This is a genomic window from Vibrio sp. GJ43-1, assembly GCF_055808835.1.
In genome coordinates this window covers 777,636-798,347 of the sequence record NZ_CM147885.1, presented here as the reverse complement: position 1 = coordinate 798,347, position 20,712 = coordinate 777,636, and the positions used below count along the sequence as shown (strand labels likewise).

Annotated in this window: 13 protein-coding genes and 2 pseudogenes; 7 read left to right on the top strand and 8 right to left on the bottom strand. The window is 45.6% G+C overall.

Going from position 1 to position 20,712, the window contains the following annotated elements; all coding sequences use genetic code 11:
• Positions 1-7 precede the first annotated feature (7 nt).
• Positions 8-1,552 carry a sulfatase family protein gene (locus AC0L66_RS20895; protein ID WP_473570736.1) on the top strand — a complete coding sequence of 515 codons (1,545 nt, stop codon included), beginning with the start codon at positions 8-10 and terminating at the stop codon, positions 1,550-1,552.
• Positions 1,553-1,640: 88 nt separating this feature from the next.
• Here the strand turns inward: AC0L66_RS20895 and AC0L66_RS20890 are convergent, their stop codons facing one another.
• The 6 genes and pseudogenes from AC0L66_RS20890 to AC0L66_RS20865 form a co-directional block, all read right to left on the bottom strand.
• Positions 1,641-2,648 carry a hypothetical protein gene (locus AC0L66_RS20890; RefSeq protein ID WP_473570734.1) on the bottom strand — a complete coding sequence of 336 codons (1,008 nt, stop codon included), beginning with the start codon at positions 2,646-2,648 and terminating at the stop codon, positions 1,641-1,643.
• Positions 2,649-2,727: 79 nt separating this feature from the next.
• Positions 2,728-3,792, bottom strand: coding sequence for a hypothetical protein (locus AC0L66_RS20885; protein ID WP_473570732.1), 1,065 nt, complete (start codon positions 3,790-3,792; stop codon positions 2,728-2,730).
• A gap of 854 nt (positions 3,793-4,646) precedes the next feature.
• Positions 4,647-7,745: a chondroitinase family polysaccharide lyase gene (locus AC0L66_RS20880; RefSeq protein WP_473570731.1), complete on the bottom strand. Its 3,099-nt coding sequence runs from the start codon at positions 7,743-7,745 to the stop codon at positions 4,647-4,649.
• A gap of 376 nt (positions 7,746-8,121) precedes the next feature.
• Positions 8,122-8,442, bottom strand: a complete 321-nt coding sequence (locus tag AC0L66_RS20875; RefSeq protein WP_473570730.1) for a hypothetical protein — start codon at positions 8,440-8,442, stop codon at positions 8,122-8,124.
• Positions 8,443-8,705: 263 nt separating this feature from the next.
• Positions 8,706-9,452 (bottom strand): annotated as a pseudogene (locus AC0L66_RS20870) (TerC family protein).
• Positions 9,453-10,036: 584 nt separating this feature from the next.
• Positions 10,037-10,921 carry a LysR family transcriptional regulator gene (locus AC0L66_RS20865; RefSeq protein ID WP_265674234.1) on the bottom strand — a complete coding sequence of 295 codons (885 nt, stop codon included), beginning with the start codon at positions 10,919-10,921 and terminating at the stop codon, positions 10,037-10,039.
• 157 nt (positions 10,922-11,078) lie between these two features.
• Between AC0L66_RS20865 and AC0L66_RS20860 the strand changes: the two genes are divergently transcribed.
• The 6 genes and pseudogenes from AC0L66_RS20860 to AC0L66_RS20835 all read left to right on the top strand — a co-directional run bounded on the left by AC0L66_RS20860 (position 11,079) and on the right by AC0L66_RS20835 (position 18,508).
• A complete protein-coding gene (locus AC0L66_RS20860) occupies positions 11,079-11,480 on the top strand; it encodes a RidA family protein (protein ID WP_473570727.1) in 402 nt (133 codons plus the stop codon).
• Between the two features lie 103 nt (positions 11,481-11,583).
• The gene (locus tag AC0L66_RS20855; protein WP_473570725.1) at positions 11,584-13,041 is read left to right on the top strand and encodes an aldehyde dehydrogenase family protein; all 1,458 of its coding nucleotides are present in this window, start codon (positions 11,584-11,586) and stop codon (positions 13,039-13,041) included.
• 93 nt (positions 13,042-13,134) lie between these two features.
• On the top strand, positions 13,135-14,124 hold the full coding sequence (locus tag AC0L66_RS20850) for a membrane dipeptidase (RefSeq protein WP_265674237.1): 990 nt from the start codon (positions 13,135-13,137) through the stop codon (positions 14,122-14,124).
• 230 nt (positions 14,125-14,354) lie between these two features.
• Positions 14,355-15,866: pseudogene (locus AC0L66_RS20845) on the top strand (BCCT family transporter); the annotation flags it as partial.
• 159 nt (positions 15,867-16,025) lie between these two features.
• Positions 16,026-17,765 (top strand): hypothetical protein, encoded by a 1,740-nt coding sequence (locus AC0L66_RS20840; protein ID WP_473570723.1) that lies wholly within the window; start codon positions 16,026-16,028, stop codon positions 17,763-17,765.
• A complete protein-coding gene (locus AC0L66_RS20835) occupies positions 17,759-18,508 on the top strand; it encodes a DUF3726 domain-containing protein (RefSeq protein WP_473570721.1) in 750 nt (249 codons plus the stop codon). Before AC0L66_RS20840 ends, AC0L66_RS20835 begins: the two co-directional genes overlap by 7 nt.
• Positions 18,509-18,687: 179 nt before the next feature.
• Here the strand turns inward: AC0L66_RS20835 and AC0L66_RS20830 are convergent, their stop codons facing one another.
• Positions 18,688-18,843: a CCGSCS motif protein gene (locus AC0L66_RS20830; RefSeq protein WP_265674241.1), complete on the bottom strand. Its 156-nt coding sequence runs from the start codon at positions 18,841-18,843 to the stop codon at positions 18,688-18,690.
• Between the two features lie 302 nt (positions 18,844-19,145).
• A complete protein-coding gene (locus AC0L66_RS20825; protein ID WP_265674242.1) occupies positions 19,146-20,588 on the bottom strand; it encodes a PTS transporter subunit EIIC in 1,443 nt (480 codons plus the stop codon).
• Between the last annotated feature and the right edge of the window lie 124 nt (positions 20,589-20,712).

Genomic DNA, 20,712 nt, shown 5'->3' with positions numbered 1-20,712 from the left:
ATGAATTATGTCTCTTTCCCGACGTAAGTTTATAAAAGGGGTCGCTGGCGCAGCCGTCACAACTGGTGTAGCGACGACCTTTTCTGCATCGGCAAACACGCCAGCAGAGCAAATAGCAGAGAAAATGAAAGGCCAAACGGTCAACGGTAAACCGGTGAATATCCTCATCATTACCGCCGACCAGTTGGCTAAAAAAGGCATTGCTGCCTATGGTAATACGGTTGCAAACACCCCAGCAATCGACTCGATAATAAATAAAGGTACGCGGTTCAATTCAGCCTTTACCGCTTACCCACTATGTGGCCCTTCGCGTGCCTCGTTTTGGACTGGTCGCCTTCCACACCAAAATGGTGTGCACGGCAACAATAGCCCTGATATTCCAACCACCATGCCAACGCTTGGCAAGTTGTTCTCCGAACAAGGCTATGAATGCGTTCACTTTGGTAAACAACATGACTTTGGCTCACTGAGTGGGTTTGAATGTGCTGAACAAATTGAAATGGAGCTCGACGCTCCCGACGCTTTCCCTGTCGATTATGACTCACGCGAAGACGTCTATGCCGAACAAAAGAGCATCGAATTTTTAAACAAGAAACACGATAAACCGTTTGTCATGGCAGTGGATTTCAACAACCCTCACAACATTTGTGGCTGGGTGGGTGAATTTGCAGGCCCCCATGGCGACATTCCAGGTATTGGCCCGCTGCCTAAATTACCAGACAATTTCGTTAACGACGATGACATCACCAACCGTCCGCTGTCTCTTCAATATATGTGTTGTCGTCACCACCGTATGCACCAAGCGGCGCATTGGAGTGATTTAAATTATCAACAATACTTAGCGGCCTATTACCATTACACAAAAATGGGTGATGATTGCATTCGCAACGTACTGAACGCACTGGCTAACTCAGATGCGGCTGACAACACGTTGGTGGTATTCTTTAGTGACCATGGCGACGCAATGACTAGCCATAAAAACGTCACCAAGTTTAGCTTTTTCTACGAAGAAACCACCAATGTGCCATTTGTTATGGCTGGCCCGGGCATTCCAGAAAACGCGCAAAACGACGCATTACTTTCTTTGTGTGATTTAGTCCCAACCCTTTGCGATTACGCGGGCATCGAAATTCCTGTTGGTTTGTACGGCCGTAGTGTGATGCCACTCATTCGTGGAGAGCAGCCCGCTGACTGGCGCGACAATGTCGTTTCACAGTGGTATACCAGCCGCGAAACCATTATTGAACCCGCTCGTATGTTGCGGACTAAAACGCACAAATACACCGTGTATCAAGAAAACAAAGACGAAGAACTTTACGATTTAATCAATGACCCTGGTGAGAAACGTAACCTCGCGAACGACGCAGCTCATGCTGAATTGCTGGCAGAATATCGCCAGAAGTTTGCCGATTACAGCCGCGAAACCGTCGATCCTTTTAAGGCACTCGCAATCAATGTCGACCCTAAATGGGCAGCGCATGAGCCGGGCTATCACAACCATACTGGCGACTGCGCCATTGACGAGTATTTACGCTCTGTCGGTAAACTCTAATCCCCAAAGCGCTCCCCCTCGAGGAGCATAAAATAAAGCCAAGTCGCTATGAGCGACTTGGCTTTTCTTTTGCAATAGTCCTTCCGTGTTATGATTCTCCCTCAACTTTTTTCTTAAGCTCATCATTCAGCTTTTCTGCCCAAGAATCCTTGTTGTCATTAAGTGCATCGTAAAGCTTCTGCTTCGCCTCGGTGCTGATTGAAGTATCAATGATTGATATGCCAATCACAGGTCTCTGAATTTGATATGTATTTAACTCACCATTGAAATCATCTGAGTGTTTCGTCGGTGGGGAGGGGATAGTAAACTTCAACTCTGTAAAGCCCTCATAGCCTACGATGGTACTATTTTCCCTGTCTTGCAGCTTTCCATCCTTAAATTCAATACTGCCGATCCCTCCATCGAACACTTCGTGGCTTTCGTACTTACCAAGACTGTAGTTTAGTGTCACCCATTTCAAGGTGAACACAATTTCGGCATTGTTTAGACCTTCTCCTTCAGCCTCTCCAAATGCTTTCCAGGCAGCTCCATTGTTGGGTACAAGTAATTTGAGATCTATAGCGAATGGGTCAAACGTGGAGCCCGAGTTGATTTTCTCAAGCTCGGATTTTATCCCTTCTTCGAATTCTTTGAGCTCTTTTTCAGTAAAGGGGTTCTTCTCATTTTCCCTTTTAGCTTTATCTGAGTTTAATTTATCAATGCTTGCATATGCCATTGATGTGAATAGGTCGATTTTTGTTTCATCTTTGCCACTACGTATAATCCATTTCACATACGACGGTTTGCGCTTAGCCTGGTCGAACTGGCTTATATCACACTGGTACTTACCCAGTAGAGCATATGCTTCTGAGTGTTCATCTAGGTCAGATTTAACAGCATCTGTGACTTCATCTAGAACCCAGCTGATTGCCACCTCACCGACCTTCAATATAATAGGGGTAACAACAGGTGCAATTCCTTCCTGGGCTACGGGGTTTCCGCAAGTGGTCTCATAGCTCGTCTTGCCACCTAAGTCTTTTGAGTCGACTAAGTAGGTGCTTTCGCAGCCAGTTAACAATCCAGCTGCCGTTAGTGCTGTGAGTAGAGTTTTACTCATGTCTTCCTCCGAAAAAGCAATGGCTACGCCTAGTGAATATGTGGTTTGGGTGTGTAATTGGAGAAAGGCTCCAGGTTACTTAGTCTTTACCGTAAATGAGCAACTGTTTCAGCTTATCATTATGAACATAGCCAGTATGTGCAGTCATATAGTTAGCAAAGCTGTATTTCTTAAGAAATGGAACCCAGTATGTATATGGAGCAACTGAAATAGCTACATTTGCATATTGCTGCTCTAAAGTACCCATACTCTCGGGATCAAGAGGATATGAAAGAAGGTCATTTGGGTCTGAAAAAGCTACCACTTTAATAGAGCTGTCTACTGCTAACTCCTTATTACTAGTTATGAACTCGCTCAGGACTGAGTATTCCTTTCTAAGCAAATCCTCAGCGACTCTCTCTTGTCCTTGAATATCATTCAGATTATATGGTGGATTAACTCTTCCTAGGCTAATTAGAGGCACTTGATTAGCCATCATATAAACCATTTCTACGTTTCCAGCTAGTAGTTGTTTATCTGAAACAGGTAGCTTTCTCAAGCCGTCCAGCAATATTGCAGAGCCGAGGCTAAACGTAACAATTACGGTCTTTGCATTAGGATTCTTTTGGTTAATTCTACTGATACTATCAGTAACGTTTTCAAGAATAGTTTCGTGATAAGAACCGATGTAGAGAAGTGCATCCGAAAAGCCCTGATTGATGACACTGCTCTTTGCGAGGGTTGATAAGCCTGCTCGATTATTTGCAAAAAGTGCATCACTATCTATATCTTCGAGATGTTCTTTGGCAAAGAATGTAACATTTCTCCAGTGCAAAGCCTCCATATAGACCTTTTTATTATTCGTAATAAATTCGTCTCTACAGAAGTAACTGCTGTGAACATCAAAAGCTTTTGGGGAAAGGTTGAAAGCACCTCTTACATCATTCATAACATAACAGGGGTCTATTACTCCATCTTTGCTTACATATCCCGCCATACCATGTATGAAGAGGATATTCGTATCTTTATCAGCATTGATGAGATCTGCAATTCCGAGAAAGTTAGCGTCATTTCCTTCGTAATCCTGAACTTCTAGCAAGGTATTTCGGCTACATCCAGCTAATGCTAATGATAAAAAAGCTACCGTTGTAAAGAACTTCATCATTAAATCCTTTTGTGTTCTAAATCTAAAAAGTATTAATCAGAATCGTCATCAGTACTGATATTGACCTTAAAGCCACTAAGAAAATAGTCGCTTTGCGTTATCTCCATTTTTCAATTTCTTCTTGCTTAGGCTTCCTTATTTCAGCCTGTCCATCTAGTGTAGTGGAATATTGATTTTATTCATCTGTATAAATGCTGCTATTCGAGTAATCTCAGCTAAGGATAAATGATGCACAATTGGAGTCGGTGGTAGTTTTTATTGATTTTACAACAGTTCAACTGCCGAGGATTCCTCGGTAGTTACTTGATGAGCAATGCGTGTTTTGCATATTAGCTAATTCTATTGCCTGTACTATTGCTTCTGAAACATTTTAGGGCATTTCTGAGCTACGAAGTGCCAATTGTGAAGGTTTCTATACAACCCCATTACAGGATCGCCCCCATCCTACAACGTTAACTAGACCGTCATCTTCGTGAAAACGAAGATCTTCTGAAGCACGTAGACAATTGAAAATGTGAGAGTAAATTAGGTTTACGATGCGTTGAATGAGATTCCCTTTTTCAAGGGAATGACGGTAATTTTAGGGGATGTTTTGAAACACGAAAAGTGGCAAAGGTGTGTTTACTATCGTCGGTTCATTAATTGGTTACTTATCGATACCGTTGGTTATTTCGTCCCCGACTCTTGATTCACGTAGCACTTCTTAATGAGTCAAATCACCTACTCCCCTTGGGTAAAGCTGAAAGTCATGGACAAAAAAATGCGACTTTAGAAAAGTCGCATTTTAACCATCATGGTTACCAATATACGTTAGGCGCCCCTCACGCGCTCGATATGGCTCATCTCGCTATCATTTACTTTGTTGACCCAATAAAACGGCGTCGCAGAAGTAACACCAACATCGAAAAAGACAGCAAGCCGACACTGCCCGCGCCCTTACTTTCGCTTGGAGGCGTCCCGCCACCACCAGAGCCGGAGTCATCGCAATCACCTTCGACAGGACAAAGGGTTAATTCTGTGGCTTGTCCAAATTGGCTGCTGGTGTGTACGATTGTATTGTCACCTTGAATGTACAACGCTGGGTTATGCCCTTCTTCGGCTCGCCAGTGTCCAGCAAGCTCAACCTCAATCGATACGGCTGGTGTCGGCTTATCATCGGCTTGAATGGCTAATTCGCTTGACGAAATACTCACTAACAAACGTTTAGCTTGCTCTTTAACCAGGACTTGCGCTGCGGTGCTAATGTAACGTACTGGCCCTTGGGTAAATTCACCCTCAGTAAAGTTGCTGTAGCCATACAAATCATTGCTGTGCGATACCATTAATTGACCGCTCTCGGTGCGCTCTACCACCTCATAGATTGGTGCGGTTTGCATCTGTAAGGCCAGTTGCGTCATTGCAGAGGGTGACGCGTTCATCACCACAACATATTGATAACTGGCATTATCCGGTGCGACGCCATGGTTAATCCAAGCGGTAGTAAACTCACCCGAGGTAGGCTGCTTAGTTTTGTTATGACGAGAAGATTGGCTCTGACGTTTGACGGTCACTTCCGGCGCATCAATGAGGTAGTATCCCACACCGTTGTCATCAATAATCCAATCCCCTGAACTCAAGGTGTATTCAAATCGAGAGCGGTTTTCATGCATGCCATTGACCCAAATTCCATTTGAGTGGTCTGAATACGCCACTTGAAACAACGTTGTTTCCGTTGGGTGTGCGCCATCTTGGTTACTGATACCATCGCCAGTTAGGTACAGGTTACCTTGAGAAGACAGCACAAATTTATTCGCCACAAAGCTTGGCTCAAAATTCGCTAAATGCTGGGGCGCTTTATGTTTAAAAGCAAACACACCATATTGCTCATCAAGAGAAGTTGAGCCACTGATGCCTTCATCAGAACGCAGCATCAAGGTTGACGTTCTTGGGCTCTCTAACGTATCAAAATCGACATGGATGGTTGTCGTACCAGGGTTTCTATTCCAATCCCAGCCCGCCTCTACGTGTCCAGCGTCGGCGTTTGCGCCATAAGGAACAATCTGTACGCCGCCATGGCTTTGATAACGACCATAACGGTTATCATTGGTATAGATCTCCGCCGACCAAACGTCTTTATTATACCCCTTAACCAAGGCTAAATTATCGCCACTTCTGTGAACCATAAACGCACCACCGTTGTAACTCCAGTTACCTTGCGGGATGGCTGCAGGCTCTATGCGTTGACCAAAAATCCCTACGCTATCGGCCGCCGTTTGGTTGCTTATTTGCAGGTAAATAGCCGCCAGTTCCGTATCGAGCGGACTATAGGTCTTGGCGAGTCTTTCAACGCCGTAGGCATAACGAGTGGAGCTTAGCGTCGTGAACGGGTGTCGACCTGAGATCCCGATAGGCACCGCAGGGTTGCTATAACGCCAGCCCGCGACCATCACTTTTTTCAACTTATTTAACGCATCATCCTGAACATGGTAAAGCGTGTCCGAGAGTAGGTGCATAACAATGGCGGCATTTTCAAACGCGGCAAAAGCGTATCCAGGGTAGTGACCGTTATGACGCCACGCCGTACCATCATCACGAAAACCGTCATGATAGCCGGGTGGCGTTTGTGATACGGCGCCGGAGAAGAAGTATGAAAATTTCTTCAACAATGCAACGCGCTCATGGTCATCAGGAGTGAGTAAGATTAGAGCAAGGTGCTGAATGGATAAGGTATTAAAGTAATCTAGGTTCGAGCTATCAACATCTAACTCCATATCGAAACTTTCTTTAAATTCACGCGACAACCACAATAATGCTTCATACGTTGGCGATAACAGATTGGCATCAGTAAGCGCGTCTTCCATAAGAATCGCAGAGCTGTACCACCAGCGACCACTGTAGCCCCAGTGATGAGTCGTCACCATTGAGCTACCTTGTGCAAAACCTTGATCAATTAAGTGACGGGTTAGCAAGACATACATTTCTTCTAATCGAGGCTGATAGGCCGCAAAACTTGGTTCATGGTAAGCGGCAGCAATATCAAGCATTAACTTGGCGTAGCCCGCTATTTTATCGCCATCACCATCTGAGTCCCCTAAAATTGCATACTCATCAAATAATGCCTTATCTTCAGCACTTAAGTGATTGTGCTGATAAATAACCTGTTGTTTATCGGTAAGGATATGACGACCAGTAATAGTGCCGTTAGGTGCCATCTCGACATTAAAGTCCGCGAACTTGCTTTCAAGCGCTTCCATATTGCCGGAGTAACCCTTTATCTCTTCGATCAATGCCTCTTTAATGCGATTGGCATCTTCGATTTCGGCTTGGCTGGCATTGGGAATGTTAGCTGGCAGACCAAAATCAATCTCAGGAATGTCATAGCGCGTTTGCACTTGATAGTCAGACCATTGATAGCGCTCATCATCGACCGACACCATCACCCTATCAATGTAGAGTTCTCCCTGCAGATTGCTAGGAGCAACTAACTGAATTTTTGCAAAGTTCTGCGTCACTTCTGGAGTAAAGTCTAAATTCAACGACACGCCAACAGCTCGCCAGCCGCAGAAATTAAGCTGGACAGGAAACTCCGTCACACTGGTAGGTTGCTGGTGACTATCGGATAACCGAACGGTTAACTCAGCGTCAATTGCCATATCGTTGTAAATCCAAAAAGACAGCGCTTGCGTCGCTTTTCGACCGTAAGCATCGGTGGCTTCACGGTCGGTTAGGCGCTGAAAAGTGTGATTGATATCCAACGTATCACCATGACTCCAGCGCCACAGCAAGGACTGTTCCCCTAAAATCGAGCGAGTCGAAGTTAGCTCGACCGAATTCGCTTCCACCCAGCTCGGTAATGACGTTTCTTCAAACGCAAGAATCTGAGACTGCAAAGGGTTTGCATGACTCTGACTCAACAATAGAAAAGGCAAAAATATAAGTGCTCGTCGCACTAGGCGTCCATAGTTAGCTTGCATAGAGGTTCTCCAACCACACAATGAAAGATACCGAAAATCAAATATCGAAAATTATTAAAAAGCAATATAACAAAAGCCGATTATATTTTCGTTTAATTTCGATTATCTTTCGCAAACTTTGTGATCGTCACCAGTAACTGATTAAAACCGCAGAGAACACTCTCAAATAGACGCGCTAGAAGTATTAATCGTTATACATGCAGGAAAACAGGCGAACCTAGACGCGTGCCATAGAAGGCAAAAAGAGGGAGAGGAGGGAGAGGAGGGAGAGGAGGGCTTTGAACAAACAAGTCGACGCTTAGGAAAACCAGAACTCAACGCACAGCTAACCTAAGCAATTAACGATTAACGATTAACGATTAAGATAACCGTAACATCAGACTGATTCAGTGGAGGATACCAATGTATTTTGTAAGTTCGGCATTAGCGTTTCCACATTGGTAACGCGCTCAGAATCGTAAAGCACATAACCTTTAACACCTGTTGCATGATTCACTTGAGTAATCACGATAGTGCCTTTAAAACCAAGTTTAGTCAGCCGTGTCACCAGAAGCTCCGGGGCTTGTTCAAAGACGGCATTGAGAAAAGGTAAGTACTCATCTGATACAGAACCGCTTTGGTTAAATATTTCCATCGCCCGAGCGAGATGGTCACTATCTGTAAGTTCAATGATTTCAGCAATTCGTTCCAACAACATTAACTATTCAATTCCATTTTAATCAGGCATTTACATCATAGTCATGGATGTTACCTCATTCTGCTTGATAGGTTAACTGTATTAGATCAATTTGAAGTAACTCGCACTCGAAAAGTACAATGATAGTAGCTGGTTAGCAGTCATACCGAGCCTACAAGCCAGCAAATTTCACCCTTTCAGTAAATTAACTGAGCCAGTCATCACTAGCTCAGCATTTTTCCTCACACTCTAAATAAAGACAACACGTATTCAAATGAATAGTATCAATTAGGCAATCGACGAATCGCGGTAATCACTCGACGATGCTTTTTCTTTAACTGAATATGGCAAAGCTCCAATACCAAACCAAACGCCATCGCAAAGTACACATAGCCTTTGTTTAGGTGAATACCTCAGCACCTTCTGCCATCAACAACGCCCCTAGCAATACTAAGAACAGTAAAGCAAGCAATTTAAAACCAGGGTATCGAGTGACAACGCTGTTAATTTTTTCAGCCGTCAACACCATTACGACAGCGGAAGCAAGTATCGCGGCGACCATAATAGGCACCTCACTTGTTAAGCCAACGGCTGTGATGACCGAGTCCATCGAAAAAACCGCGTCAACCGCTACAATCTGTAGCAATACGACTGCGAGTCCCGTTCTCGCATGAGTGGAATGCACCACTTCGCTATGAGTTAACCAACTCCATAACTCTTTCGCGCTTTTTGCTAACAAGAACGCGCCACCACCAATCATGATCAAATCTTTACCACTTAGCTGTACGGTTTCAAACTGCAGTACCTAGTTCAGTGAGTGACATAACCCATGAGATAGAAAACACCAACACAATTCGAGCCGCTACGGCCAAGGCGATACCAAGGTTTCGAGCCAGTGCTCTTTGCTGTTGAGGTAAGCGTTCACATAGCACTGAAATAAACACAACGTTATCAACGCCAAGTATGATTTCTAGAGCAAATAGTGTGGCAAATATGGCCCAGGTCTCGGGCATCATGAAAAGTTCTAGCATAGTGATGACTCCATAGAAAAGAAGTACATCGATTGGTTCAGCCGACTATAGGGGTCGTCCATTAATGGGGTATTCCTCTGTAATTAAGAGCCGACAGTAAATCACTTAGTCACCAGCAGCACAATAGCCTTAAATGTAACCAATGGTATCCGCCATTCATAAATTTATACTTGTCCTTTTTGCATGAAAATAGCCATATCGCTGTTTGTAAAATGCACCACTTACCGCCTTTAGCTAGGCAACGAATAATACTGGTAAAGCCATGCTTCTATACTTAATGAGCCAACACTCATAACAAAAAGTACAGCGAGCAACAGCACCATAGCATATTGAACGATACCCAAGGAGCGAGGTCGGTTTAATAGTATTGGACTCAATCGAAATAAGGCGCACCGTGATAAAATGAGCTCCGCCAGCATGGTTCGCATTGTAATCATCCTATTCATCAACATTGGCTCATCAATCATAATCAAGTGTCATGACAAACATATGTCTTCGAGTGCAAGCTCAACCAAACCGCATTACTGTACTGCACCACCATTTTGTATCACGCTCGTTTACCTAGGTATCGCTCTGGTGAGCCCTCAAGAGTCTTGATAATTTAGGTATTCCACACACAGGTCATAAAACGCTTGCGCTTGAGGCGAAATGGTTCGCTCCGCTAAACGAAATATACCTATCTGCCGTTCAAGAGGCGGATCAATCAGTGGAATCCAAACCAATCGGGTCTCATTCGTTGGGAACGCTAACTTAGGCAAGGTGGTAACACCAATACCCAGTTCTAATACCGAGAATAAAGACGTGATATTCTCGACAGAGTACAAGGCTTGCTCACTCAAAGCGCGTGCCGGGGTTGCATCTAGCAGTGTGCAAGTTCCATTACGAATAAATGGCTGCTTCAATAACGTTTGCCACTCAATACCATTAGGTTGCGATGCTATGGGGTTATCTTTCAAACAGACCACGCCTATTTGATCCGATATTAAGGGGGTAAAATCAATCGTATCTTGTTCTAAATTGGAGCTATTTCCTAACGCCAGATCCACTTCCCCTGAAAGCAATCTAGCTTCAACCCCAGCAGCATTATCATCGATTAAGCTCACTTCGACCTGCGGATACTTTTCACAAAATGCGCCTAATACGCTAGGGATTAATTTCGCGGCGACCGATGGAACACTGGCAATTCTCACCCTGCCTTGTTGCCCAGCCGCCGCCGCTCGGAGATCGTTATCTAGCGCTTTATAGACATTTAAGAATTTATGTACTTTTGGCAAACATATTTCACCAAAGGGCGTGAGTGTTGATTTGTTGCCCGATTCAAACAAAGGCTGCCCTAGAATTCTTTCCAGTTCTTTGATCGATGTTGATAGTGCAGCCTGTGAACGATTAGCCCGGTGGGAGGCGGCCCGAAATCCCCCTTCTTCGACCACCATCACAAAGTGATTCAATTGCTGAAGCTTAATCTGCATATGCTCTATCCCTTGCCAGCCCTTTATTTACCTTACTTAGCGCAAGGTGATAAGTTTTTATTATCAAATGTAAAATATTTACCGTTAGATTTATCATATATCAGAAGGCACTATTTAACCATCTCGAAACATTACTGTTACATGGTTGGATATAAACGTGGACATTCAAACAAAAAAACGCCCAGTTAAGACTGAACTTTTCGCCTCAAAAGCACCGCTTGAATGGGCTATTGTCAATAATGGTACGCTTTATACCGCTCAAATTCCGATTGATACGACGGGCGCTGTCGTTGAAGGGGGGATTGAAGCTCAAACTCGTCAAACCTTTGCCAACCTCGCCCATACATTAGAGTGCGCAGGAGAATCTCTCGATTCCGTACTGCAAGTCTTGATTTACGTCACTGACCGAGAATATTTAAAAACCGTCAATGCGGTTTACGCCGAGCATTTCAACGCCCCCTATCCTAACCGAGCCGCCGTTGTCGTTGCTGGATTAGCGCGCGAAGAGATGTTGGTTGAATTCGTTGTCTATGCGGCCGTATCAAAATCACAGACATAAGCATGTCGCTGACTGACGACTAGCCCTGTTAATTATTGAATTACTTTACCTTTACCGACGTTGCCAGACTCACATGCAACCACATCATGACAAGGACACCATCATGACTTTAGCTACCCTTCCTACTGAAAATGCACTTTATATTGCTGGAGAATGGCAATCTGGAATCACTACCATTGCCAATATCAATCCCTCTGATATCAGTGAAAACTTGGGGCAGTTCGCTCAAGCCAGCGAAGCGCAAGTTGAGCAGGCCATCTCGGCGGCTAAGCACGCGCAACCAGAATGGGAGAAAACCCCTATAGAACGCAAGCAAGCGGTATTGCAAGCCATTGGTGATGAACTCATTGCCCGCTGCGATGAACTCGGCACGCTGCTTTCTAAAGAAGAAGGCAAACCGTTTATGGAAGGTCGCGGCGAGATTTATCGCGCGGGTCAATTCTTCCAATATTTTGCAGCAGAAGTGCTAAGACAAATCGGTGACAGTGCCGACTCTGTTCGCCCTGGCGTCTCAGTTGAAGTGACTCGCGAAGCTGTGGGTGTCATTGCGATCATCTCACCTTGGAACTTCCCAACCGCAACGGCCGCATGGAAAATCGCCCCAGCGCTAGCATTCGGGAACAGTGTTATTTGGAAACCCGCTAACCTCACGCCAGCCAGTGCCGTGGCGTTAACCGAAATCATTCATCGCCAAGGCATTCCCGCAGGGACGTTCAACCTTGTCCTTGGCAGTGGCAGCAAGGTAGGTAACACCTTAATTAACTCGCCTGATATCAACGGCGTTAGTTTTACTGGTTCCGTACAAACAGGTCGTAAGGTTGCGGCTGCGACGGCCCCTAATTTTGTTCGCTGCCAATTAGAAATGGGCAGTAAGAACGCCTTAGTCATCGCCGACGACGCCGATATCCAAATTGCCGTCGAAGCAACCATCGCAGGTTCGTTTTCTGGTGCGGGACAAAAGTGTACCGCGTCCTCACGCCTTGTGGTGATGGACGGTATTCACGATGCTTACGTCGAAGCACTCATTAAGCGAATGAGCGAACTTAAGGTCGGTCACGCACTTGAAGAAGGAGTATTCATGGGGCCAGTTGTCGATGGCAATCAACTGGACGCCAATTTCGCGTGGATAGACAAAGCTCGCGAATGTGGCGCAGAGCTCGCGTTTGGTGGAGAAAAGCTCAACCTTAAGCATGATGGGCACTACATGTCACCCACTCTCTTTCTCAACACGAAAAACCACTGGGATGTTAACCAAGAAGAAGTCTTCGCACCAATGGCCTGCGTGATTCGCGTTGCTGATCTTGATGAAGCCATCGCAACCACAAACGACACGCGTTTCGGACTCACTGGCGGCATCATCACGCAGAGTCTACGTAGCAGCGCACTATTCAAACAACAAGCACAAACCGGTTGTGTCATGGTCAACTTGCCAACGGCGGGAACGGACTATCACGTACCGTTCGGGGGACGTAAAGAATCCAGCTTTGGACCTCGTGAACAAGGCCAGTACGCGAAAGAGTTTTATACCGTCGTTAAAACCGCATACCAACGTCCTTACTAAGACACGTGCGTGGAGCTTTGCTATGCAAGGCCAAAGCAAAGCTCCCACTTCAATCGAAAACCCGATACGAACCCGTAAGCGTGAGGAATGGCTATGTACCAACAACGGATTGTTATAGATGGATTGCAGTACTGCAATTGGGACCGAGAATATTTTCAAACCCTAAAACGCAGTGGCATCACTGCCGTACATGCCACTATGGTCTATCACGAGAATGCCAGAGAAACACTCACTCGCTTCGCCGAGTGGAACTTAAGGTTTGAGCAAAACGCTGACCTCATTATGCCAGTACACTCAATGGCCGACGTTGAAACAGCGAAAGCTCAAGGGAAAGTGGGGGTCTTCTTTGGCGCGCAAAACTGTTCGCCCATTGAAGATGAAATTGGTCTCATTGAGGTCATGCGTCAGCAAGGGTTGCTGATCATGCAGCTCACCTACAACAATCAAAGCCTATTAGCCACGGGATGCTATGAAAGCCATGACAGCGGTGTCACGCGATTCGGCAAGCAGGCCATCGAAGAAATGAACCGAGTTGGCATGATAGTGGATATGTCACACAGCGCCGAGCGTTCAACGCTTGAAGCGATTGACTTATCTTCACGGCCCATTTGCATCAGCCATGCCAACCCAAGCTTTGCGTTTGACGCACTACGTAATAAATCCAACAACGTGATCAAAGCGCTCACCGCGCGAGGCGGATTAATTGGGTTTAGTTTATACCCCTTTCACTTGCCAAATGGCAGCCAATGCTCGTTGGAAGATTTCTGCCAAATGGTGGCAAAAACCGCCGATATGGTGGGGGTCGAGCACTTAGGTATTGGTAGCGATCTGTGCCTAAACCAACCTCAAGAGGTCCTAGAGTGGATGCGCAACGGGCGTTGGTCTAAAGCCATGGATTATGGGGAAGGATCAGCCAGTAACGCTGGATGGCCCGATGCGCTGCCATGGTTTTGCGGTAGCGCTGGAATGGAAAACATTTACAACGGATTAATGCGCCATGGATTCAGCGAATCCGAGGCAGGAAAAATACTGGGCGAGAACTGGTTTACCTTCTTACAACAAGGATTAGAGCCTATTTCGTAAAGTCGTAGCCCAAACATGGAACAGCCTGCTTAATAGCAAAAATAACAAAGCAGGTGTTAACTCAATCCTTTGTCGTGAACCCGAAATTCACGCAAAGAAACCTCTGGAGTCAGAGCATGTCAGATTTAACCAATAAAGTGAAAGCTACAAGTATCAAAGCTTCGAGAGTGCAGCCAGCGGAGATGACCGCTGCCTCCACTGGTGGCAAACAAGCCAGTACTGATAACGCAAGTACATACGAAAACCTTGGATTAAGTAACCCTGCCTTTTGGTACAGCGGCGGCTTTATCGGTCTTTTTGTTGCCATCGCTCTATACGATGCCAAATTACTTTCCAATCTCGTCAACACCGGCTTTGCCTGGTCAGTGAATGTCTTTGGCCCCTATTGGCAACTGCTGCTACTTCTGACTTTTCTTATTGGTCTTGCACTTGCAGCAGGGCGAACAGGCAAAGTCATTCTTGGCGGAGTAAACAAACCCGAAATGGACACCTTCCGCTGGGTAGCGATTATCTTCTGTACCCTTCTTGCCGGAGGCGGCGTATTTTGGGCGGCAGCAGAACCTATCGCACACTATGTTAGCCCACCACCTTTATATGGCGCGCAAGAAAGCTCCTATCAAGGTGCAGTTAACGCCCTGTCTCAATCATTCATGCATTGGGGATTCCTTGCTTGGGCAATTGTGGGCAGCTTAACGTCCATAGTGGTGATGCACTTACACTACGACAAGGGATTGCCTCTTAAACCACGTATCTTACTCTACCCAGTGCTGGGAGAGCGCGCACTCAAAGGTCAAACAGGGGCCCTCATTGATGCCTGCTGTATCGTGGCGGTTGCCGCTGGAACCATTGGCCCTATCGGCTTTCTCGGCTTACAAATAAGTTATGCGCTTAATGCGTTGTTCGATATTCCAGATGGTTTCACTACGCAACTTATCATCGTAAGTTTTGCCATTGTGCTCTATACCTTGTCAGCGCTCAGCGGATTGAATCGTGGTATGCAGATGCTGAGTCGTTATAACGTGATCTTAGCGGTCGCGCTGATGATTTACATCCTAATGTTCGGGCCAACCAATTTTATCGTAAATGGCTATATTCAAGGTGTAGGAAGCATGCTCAATAACTTCCTTCCTATGGCGACCTATCGTGGTGATGAAGGGTGGTTAAGTTGGTGGACCGTGTTTTTCTGGGGCTGGTTCCTAGGGTATGGCCCGATGATGGCAATTTTCATCGCTCGCATTTCCAAAGGTCGCAGCATTCGTCAATTGGTCTCTATCATCAGCCTCGTTGCTCCTCTCGTGACATGTTTTTGGTTCACCATTGTCGGCGGTTCGGGCTTAGCGTTTGAAATCGCCGATCCTGGTAGCGTGAGTAAAGCATTTGAAGGCTTTAATTTACCTGGCGCGCTACTGGCAATGACTCAGCAGCTGCCGTTTCCAATGCTAACGTCCATTCTATTTTTGATTCTCACCACTATCTTCATTGTCACGACCGACGACTCGATGACTTACACCATTAGTGTCGTCATTAGTGGTGAAACCGAACCCAATGCGATTATTCGCACCTTTTGGGGGGTAATGATGGGGGTAACAGCATTAATCCTGATTTCCCTAGGTTCCGGCGGAATCTCCGCGTTGCAATCATTCATTGTTATTACCGCGGTGCCCGTTTCACTCATCTTGCTGCCATCACTGTGGAACGCTCCTCAAATCGCAATGAAGCTAGCAAAAGAGCAAGGGCTATAACTTGCAGGGCAGCAAAAACGCTGCCGCTGTGAATGCCATAAATGAAAGACATTCGTCAAACAGGTGAAGATACACCTGAAGACGGCAGGCATAGCGGAGCGAGTCATCTCGCTCCGACTAGAACATCAACAAACTATAATTAAAATGGTGGTGAGCAACATGGATGCACATCCTACGACTTACACGACTACCCAACCTACACTACGCTCTGCTGACATCGTCATGGCACCGGAAAGATTAGGCGCAATGCATCAAAACCGAATCAGTTTTGTTCGCTCGATCATTCGCAAAATGGCCAAACAACATTGGCGGGTATCCAAAGCCGACTGGCAACTTTCGCCACAAGGATTTGGTCATGTTACCTATAAATTAACCACCCCAAACCATCACTACCACTTGGTGGTATTTTGCGATGACATTGCGGACGAAGATCGTAATGATCGTGTGATTGCTGAGCGCTGGGATGTCACCTTTGCTTTAGTGGACGGTGATGTCAACGTCGCGCTCCTAGAGCAACTTAGAGCGAATGTTCCATTGCAAGAAGCGGGTCGAAACCCCAATAACGTCTTAGTGCTTGCACGGGCGAACAAAAGCGTGAGAGTGTTCGAACACATCGTTCGCTACCTGGCTAAAGGCGAACAGCCGAATCCGAAAGAGTTGGCAGAAGTCGGTTATATTCTCAGAACCACGGCTGTTTACGGCAATGGTAAATTTGGCATCGCTGATTTTAAGCGCCTGGAAAATAACCCCGATTTTAATCAATCATTTAGCGCTCAAATGTGTGCGGTTTATCTACTGCGTGAATTTAGCTTAGACTGGGTTCATTACCTTGCGGCTCAGCAAGGCGGCGAACACGCCACATCACTACATCCCTCTCTTCAACGTTACTTAGGCGTTGGCAATGCCACTGGTTTGGGCATGGCACCTTATCTTATTAATCATCCAACCATTGTTGATCAGTGGATGACCACGAGAGAACAAGCCCTATCAGCGGTACTGCAGCATCCAACCGATGATAAGCAATATTCTACGCTTCAAGCTCTGCTCAACAAAGCCACGTTGCATTTGCAACAAGTGATCACCATCAACGATCAGCAGCGCCAATTCAACGCTGACGCGATAGCTGACTTGAATCACTTAACACGTCAACTGCCTAGTTTGATGACGCAACACTCCTCGTGGCGCGATCTTATTCAAGATTGCGCCGACATGAGTCTAGAAGCACAAGAGATCCTTTTGTCGTGCTTGATGGAGGTCTACCCAGAATTGGTCGATACTTATCAAGAGAAGATGAACAGCGATGAAACCTTATTTTTGCCCAGTGGCAAAAAAGTTCATGATCTGCAGGCGACCATAGAACGCGCCTACCAATGGGCTATCGATATCGATTTCAATCTAGCAGACAATCACTATTGGTTTTGGTATCGCTCGCAGGACAAAGAAGAACCTAGACTTGGCGTTCGCGGAGTGGAGCTTGGTGAAGACAAAGCACTGCCGCTGGACGTAGCGCGCCAAGTTAACCGCCTCTATCAGACCCTACGTCAACACGAATCCGAGCTATCACTGGCTGAGTTTCTTGTGCAGCATCCACAGCATCGTGCAATTGCAAGGCGCGTTTGGACGCTCGGTCATAAACAAATGGGTGATATTCAAATGAATGTGTTACACAAAGACGCATTACCAATGCATCTACTACGCTGCAAACTGGCGGTCTTTGGCGCAACAAAATTTGACCCTCGCTCCGACCGTTGGGTTCGCGTCACCTTTTTCCAAGGCGCACCTCTGCTTGATGAAATTCACAATAATACCTTCCAAGATAATTGGATTTTTCCACTATTACCGAGCAGCGAATCATTACAAAGCAACGAACTGTCATCAGGAGGAAACGTATCATGCTAGTCTCTCACAATGAACTGGTTGCTGCGGTCAACAAGGCATTTCTTGGGATGCGTCGCTCATGCGGAGAAGCCGACGTTATTGCCAACATGGTTGCCGATCTACAAATGGTTGGACTGCACGGGGTGCGTCACTTTAATAACGCCAGTCGCTATATTAGTCATGACCAAGACCGCCCGGCTGATATTACGCTCACGCAGCCACAACGGATAAGCGTAAATCTTCACCGTTGCAGTTTAGCGTGCCACCTGCCAGTTATAATGGACTATGCCATTGAAAAAATGGTCGGCTCAAAGTCGATGACTATCGAACTGAATCATTGTCACAATCGCTGGCTAGCTTACAGTGAATTAGTCAAGCTAGCATCAAAAGGTATAGCCTGTATGGCAAGGTGGACCAATGGCAGCAGTCCTAAACATACTATGTATATCCTAAATCGCGGTTGTGTGGCACCCGAGTTATTCTTATCAGATGCACTAGACATTCAAGACACCAACAACCATAGCAACCATAGCAACCATAGCATGATCATAGAGCTGTCCGTTCAAGACTTTGACGTAACAGCGCTTTCGCGTGATTACAGCCTGCATATCGATTCTAATGAACTGTCACAAGCGCAACAAAATGCGTGGCATAATGGTATTAGCGTTGACGACCAAGAGTGGGGACTGCTTAAACAAACGGCAACCGCAATACTGGTGGAAAACAGTGAACAGTCGGTGAAAGGGGCTGGAGAAGTGGCTTAGCTACCTGTTTAGTGATGGCCTTTGAGATTATGATCATTGGCATTACTGCCTTGAATCGCATAATTTCTAGTATGACTGTTCTGTAACATCAATTGATAGCGCTCGTGGTTCTGATAAGCTCCGATCCAAAGCGCTATTCACTTTATCAACCCTAATTTGAACGGTCTATCTTGATTGTGTTACGAGCATGAACCACAGCAACCCGTTGGGGTATCATGCTTGCCTTTACCCTCGGCATTATTCTTATCCGCCATCTTTTCCGATGAGCTAGGCTTCTTTTCTTGAGTCGCTTGGGCGTCTTTCTTTTGAAAAATTTTCTTAATTGATAATGTCATGTCTGATTCCAAATCTGTTGGCTAAATCTGTTGGCTAAATAGTAGTCGCACAATACCATAGTAAATTAGTCAACTATTGATCTCGCACATCTTTTCTGTGCTTAACCTCAAACAGTCTATACATGCATACCAACAACACTCATGAGTTGGCCGATGAAAAACGCGGCATCGCGACTCGATCAAATAACACACAAAAAAGCCCGCTCACTTATGAACGGGCTTAGCCTCTATTTATAGCCGTGCTCTTTGTGTATGAATACTCACGAACTCGGCTATTATTGTCAGCCAGTCACTATAGAAGCTTACTTGTCATCTAACTTAACAAACATCGAGGTTAGGACAAAGGAGAGAGCAAACACGCCGCAAACACCCAGCACCGCTTGAATAAAGTTTTGTGTACCACCCGATAGATACGCTGGCAAACTAAACACTGAAGACAAAATATAGCTAGTAAGATGCGTATCAATAGTCACAGAAATGGCACCAAAGATACCAGCCGCTAAGCTCGCTGTCAGCATCGCTTTGGTATACTTCGTTAACACACCAAATAACGCAGGCTCTGTAATACCAAGAATTGCCGTAATGCCAGAACTCACTGTAATTGATGACTCTTCCTTAGACACGGTCTTACGTTGCTTGTGCCAAATCGCCATGGTCGCCCCTGCAATCGCCAGATTGCCTAAACACATGATTGGCATTAGCAAATCTTTATTATACAGCGCAAAGTTGTTCAAGCTGATCGGCGTCATGCTGTGATGAATACCAAACACAATTGTAATTGGGCGAGTAATACCAAATACAAAGCCAGTTAACGTTGGGGAGATTTCCAATAGTGAACCCACTACCCAACCCGCACCATTACTTAACCAAATACCTAAAGGTCCGACAGCAGATAGAGTAATCGTCGACGTAATCGCAAACGCAAACAACGGCGTAAACACTGGTTTTGCCACAGATGGGATCAATCTATCGACTAATGGCGTCACTTTAGACAGCAACCAAACAGCAAGTATCGCAGGAACGATAGCACCGCCATAATTGAGCAGTTCAACAGGGATAACTCCCATAACTTTTAGCTCAGCAAGCTCTCCAATGCCGTTTAACGCCGCTGCCTTATCTGCTAATTTTGGTGACAGCATCGCCGCTGCCACTGCCAACGCAATGTATTCGTTGACTCGAAACATCTTCGCAGCAGAAAATGACACCAGCATCGGTAAGAAGAAGAATACCGCGACTGAGATAGAGCGGAAAAAGAATACGGTATCTGAATCTTCGGAAATAACATTGGTCGCAATCAGTCCCGATAGTAGACCCATCAACATGCCTGCACCTGCAATCGCCGGGACGACGGGGCCAAAAATACCCGCTACGATGCGCATCGCACCTTGGAACAATTTGCCTTTACTTGCCGTTTCTATCGCTTCTATGGAATCATCGTCAGATGCTGTGTTAGCAGGCAGTGATTTAAACCACTGCTCTACTTCAACGCCAACAATGACTTGAGTCTGTCCTTCCTGAAAAACCACGCCTTTTATACCATGAATACTCTTTATCACTTCGCCATCGGCAAGCGACTCATTTTTCAATTTGAATCGCAGACGCGTCATACAATGCGTCGAGTCTGCAATATTGTTAATGCCCCCAAGAGCATCAACCAACAGGCCTATTTTTTCTTTTATATTCATATTTTTAGATGAGGCTATCTTTGCTGGATCCAATGCATCCATAGGTTCATTCGCTTGCATATATCGTCCGAATTATTATTTTATGATGAATTTGTCTGTTTGTATAATACGGAGACGGCCTATAAATCCAACTCGAAAAAGTGAGAAAGCAATCACACTTCAACATCGAATTTAGCACATTTCA

Coding starts and splice junctions, on each gene's coding strand:
- AC0L66_RS20830 (WP_265674241.1), bottom strand. CDS start 18,843: ATGACATTATCAATTAAGAAAATTTTTCAAAAGAAAGACGCCCAAGCG.
- AC0L66_RS20885 (WP_473570732.1), bottom strand. CDS start 3,792: ATGATGAAGTTCTTTACAACGGTAGCTTTTTTATCATTAGCATTAGCT.
- AC0L66_RS20840 (WP_473570723.1), top strand. CDS start 16,026: ATGGATGCACATCCTACGACTTACACGACTACCCAACCTACACTACGC.
- AC0L66_RS20880 (WP_473570731.1), bottom strand. CDS start 7,745: ATGCAAGCTAACTATGGACGCCTAGTGCGACGAGCACTTATATTTTTG.
- AC0L66_RS20895 (WP_473570736.1), top strand. CDS start 8: ATGTCTCTTTCCCGACGTAAGTTTATAAAAGGGGTCGCTGGCGCAGCC.
- AC0L66_RS20890 (WP_473570734.1), bottom strand. CDS start 2,648: ATGAGTAAAACTCTACTCACAGCACTAACGGCAGCTGGATTGTTAACT.
- AC0L66_RS20825 (WP_265674242.1), bottom strand. CDS start 20,588: ATGCAAGCGAATGAACCTATGGATGCATTGGATCCAGCAAAGATAGCC.
- AC0L66_RS20855 (WP_473570725.1), top strand. CDS start 11,584: ATGACTTTAGCTACCCTTCCTACTGAAAATGCACTTTATATTGCTGGA.
- AC0L66_RS20850 (WP_265674237.1), top strand. CDS start 13,135: ATGTACCAACAACGGATTGTTATAGATGGATTGCAGTACTGCAATTGG.
- AC0L66_RS20835 (WP_473570721.1), top strand. CDS start 17,759: ATGCTAGTCTCTCACAATGAACTGGTTGCTGCGGTCAACAAGGCATTT.
- AC0L66_RS20865 (WP_265674234.1), bottom strand. CDS start 10,921: ATGCAGATTAAGCTTCAGCAATTGAATCACTTTGTGATGGTGGTCGAA.
- AC0L66_RS20875 (WP_473570730.1), bottom strand. CDS start 8,442: ATGTTGTTGGAACGAATTGCTGAAATCATTGAACTTACAGATAGTGAC.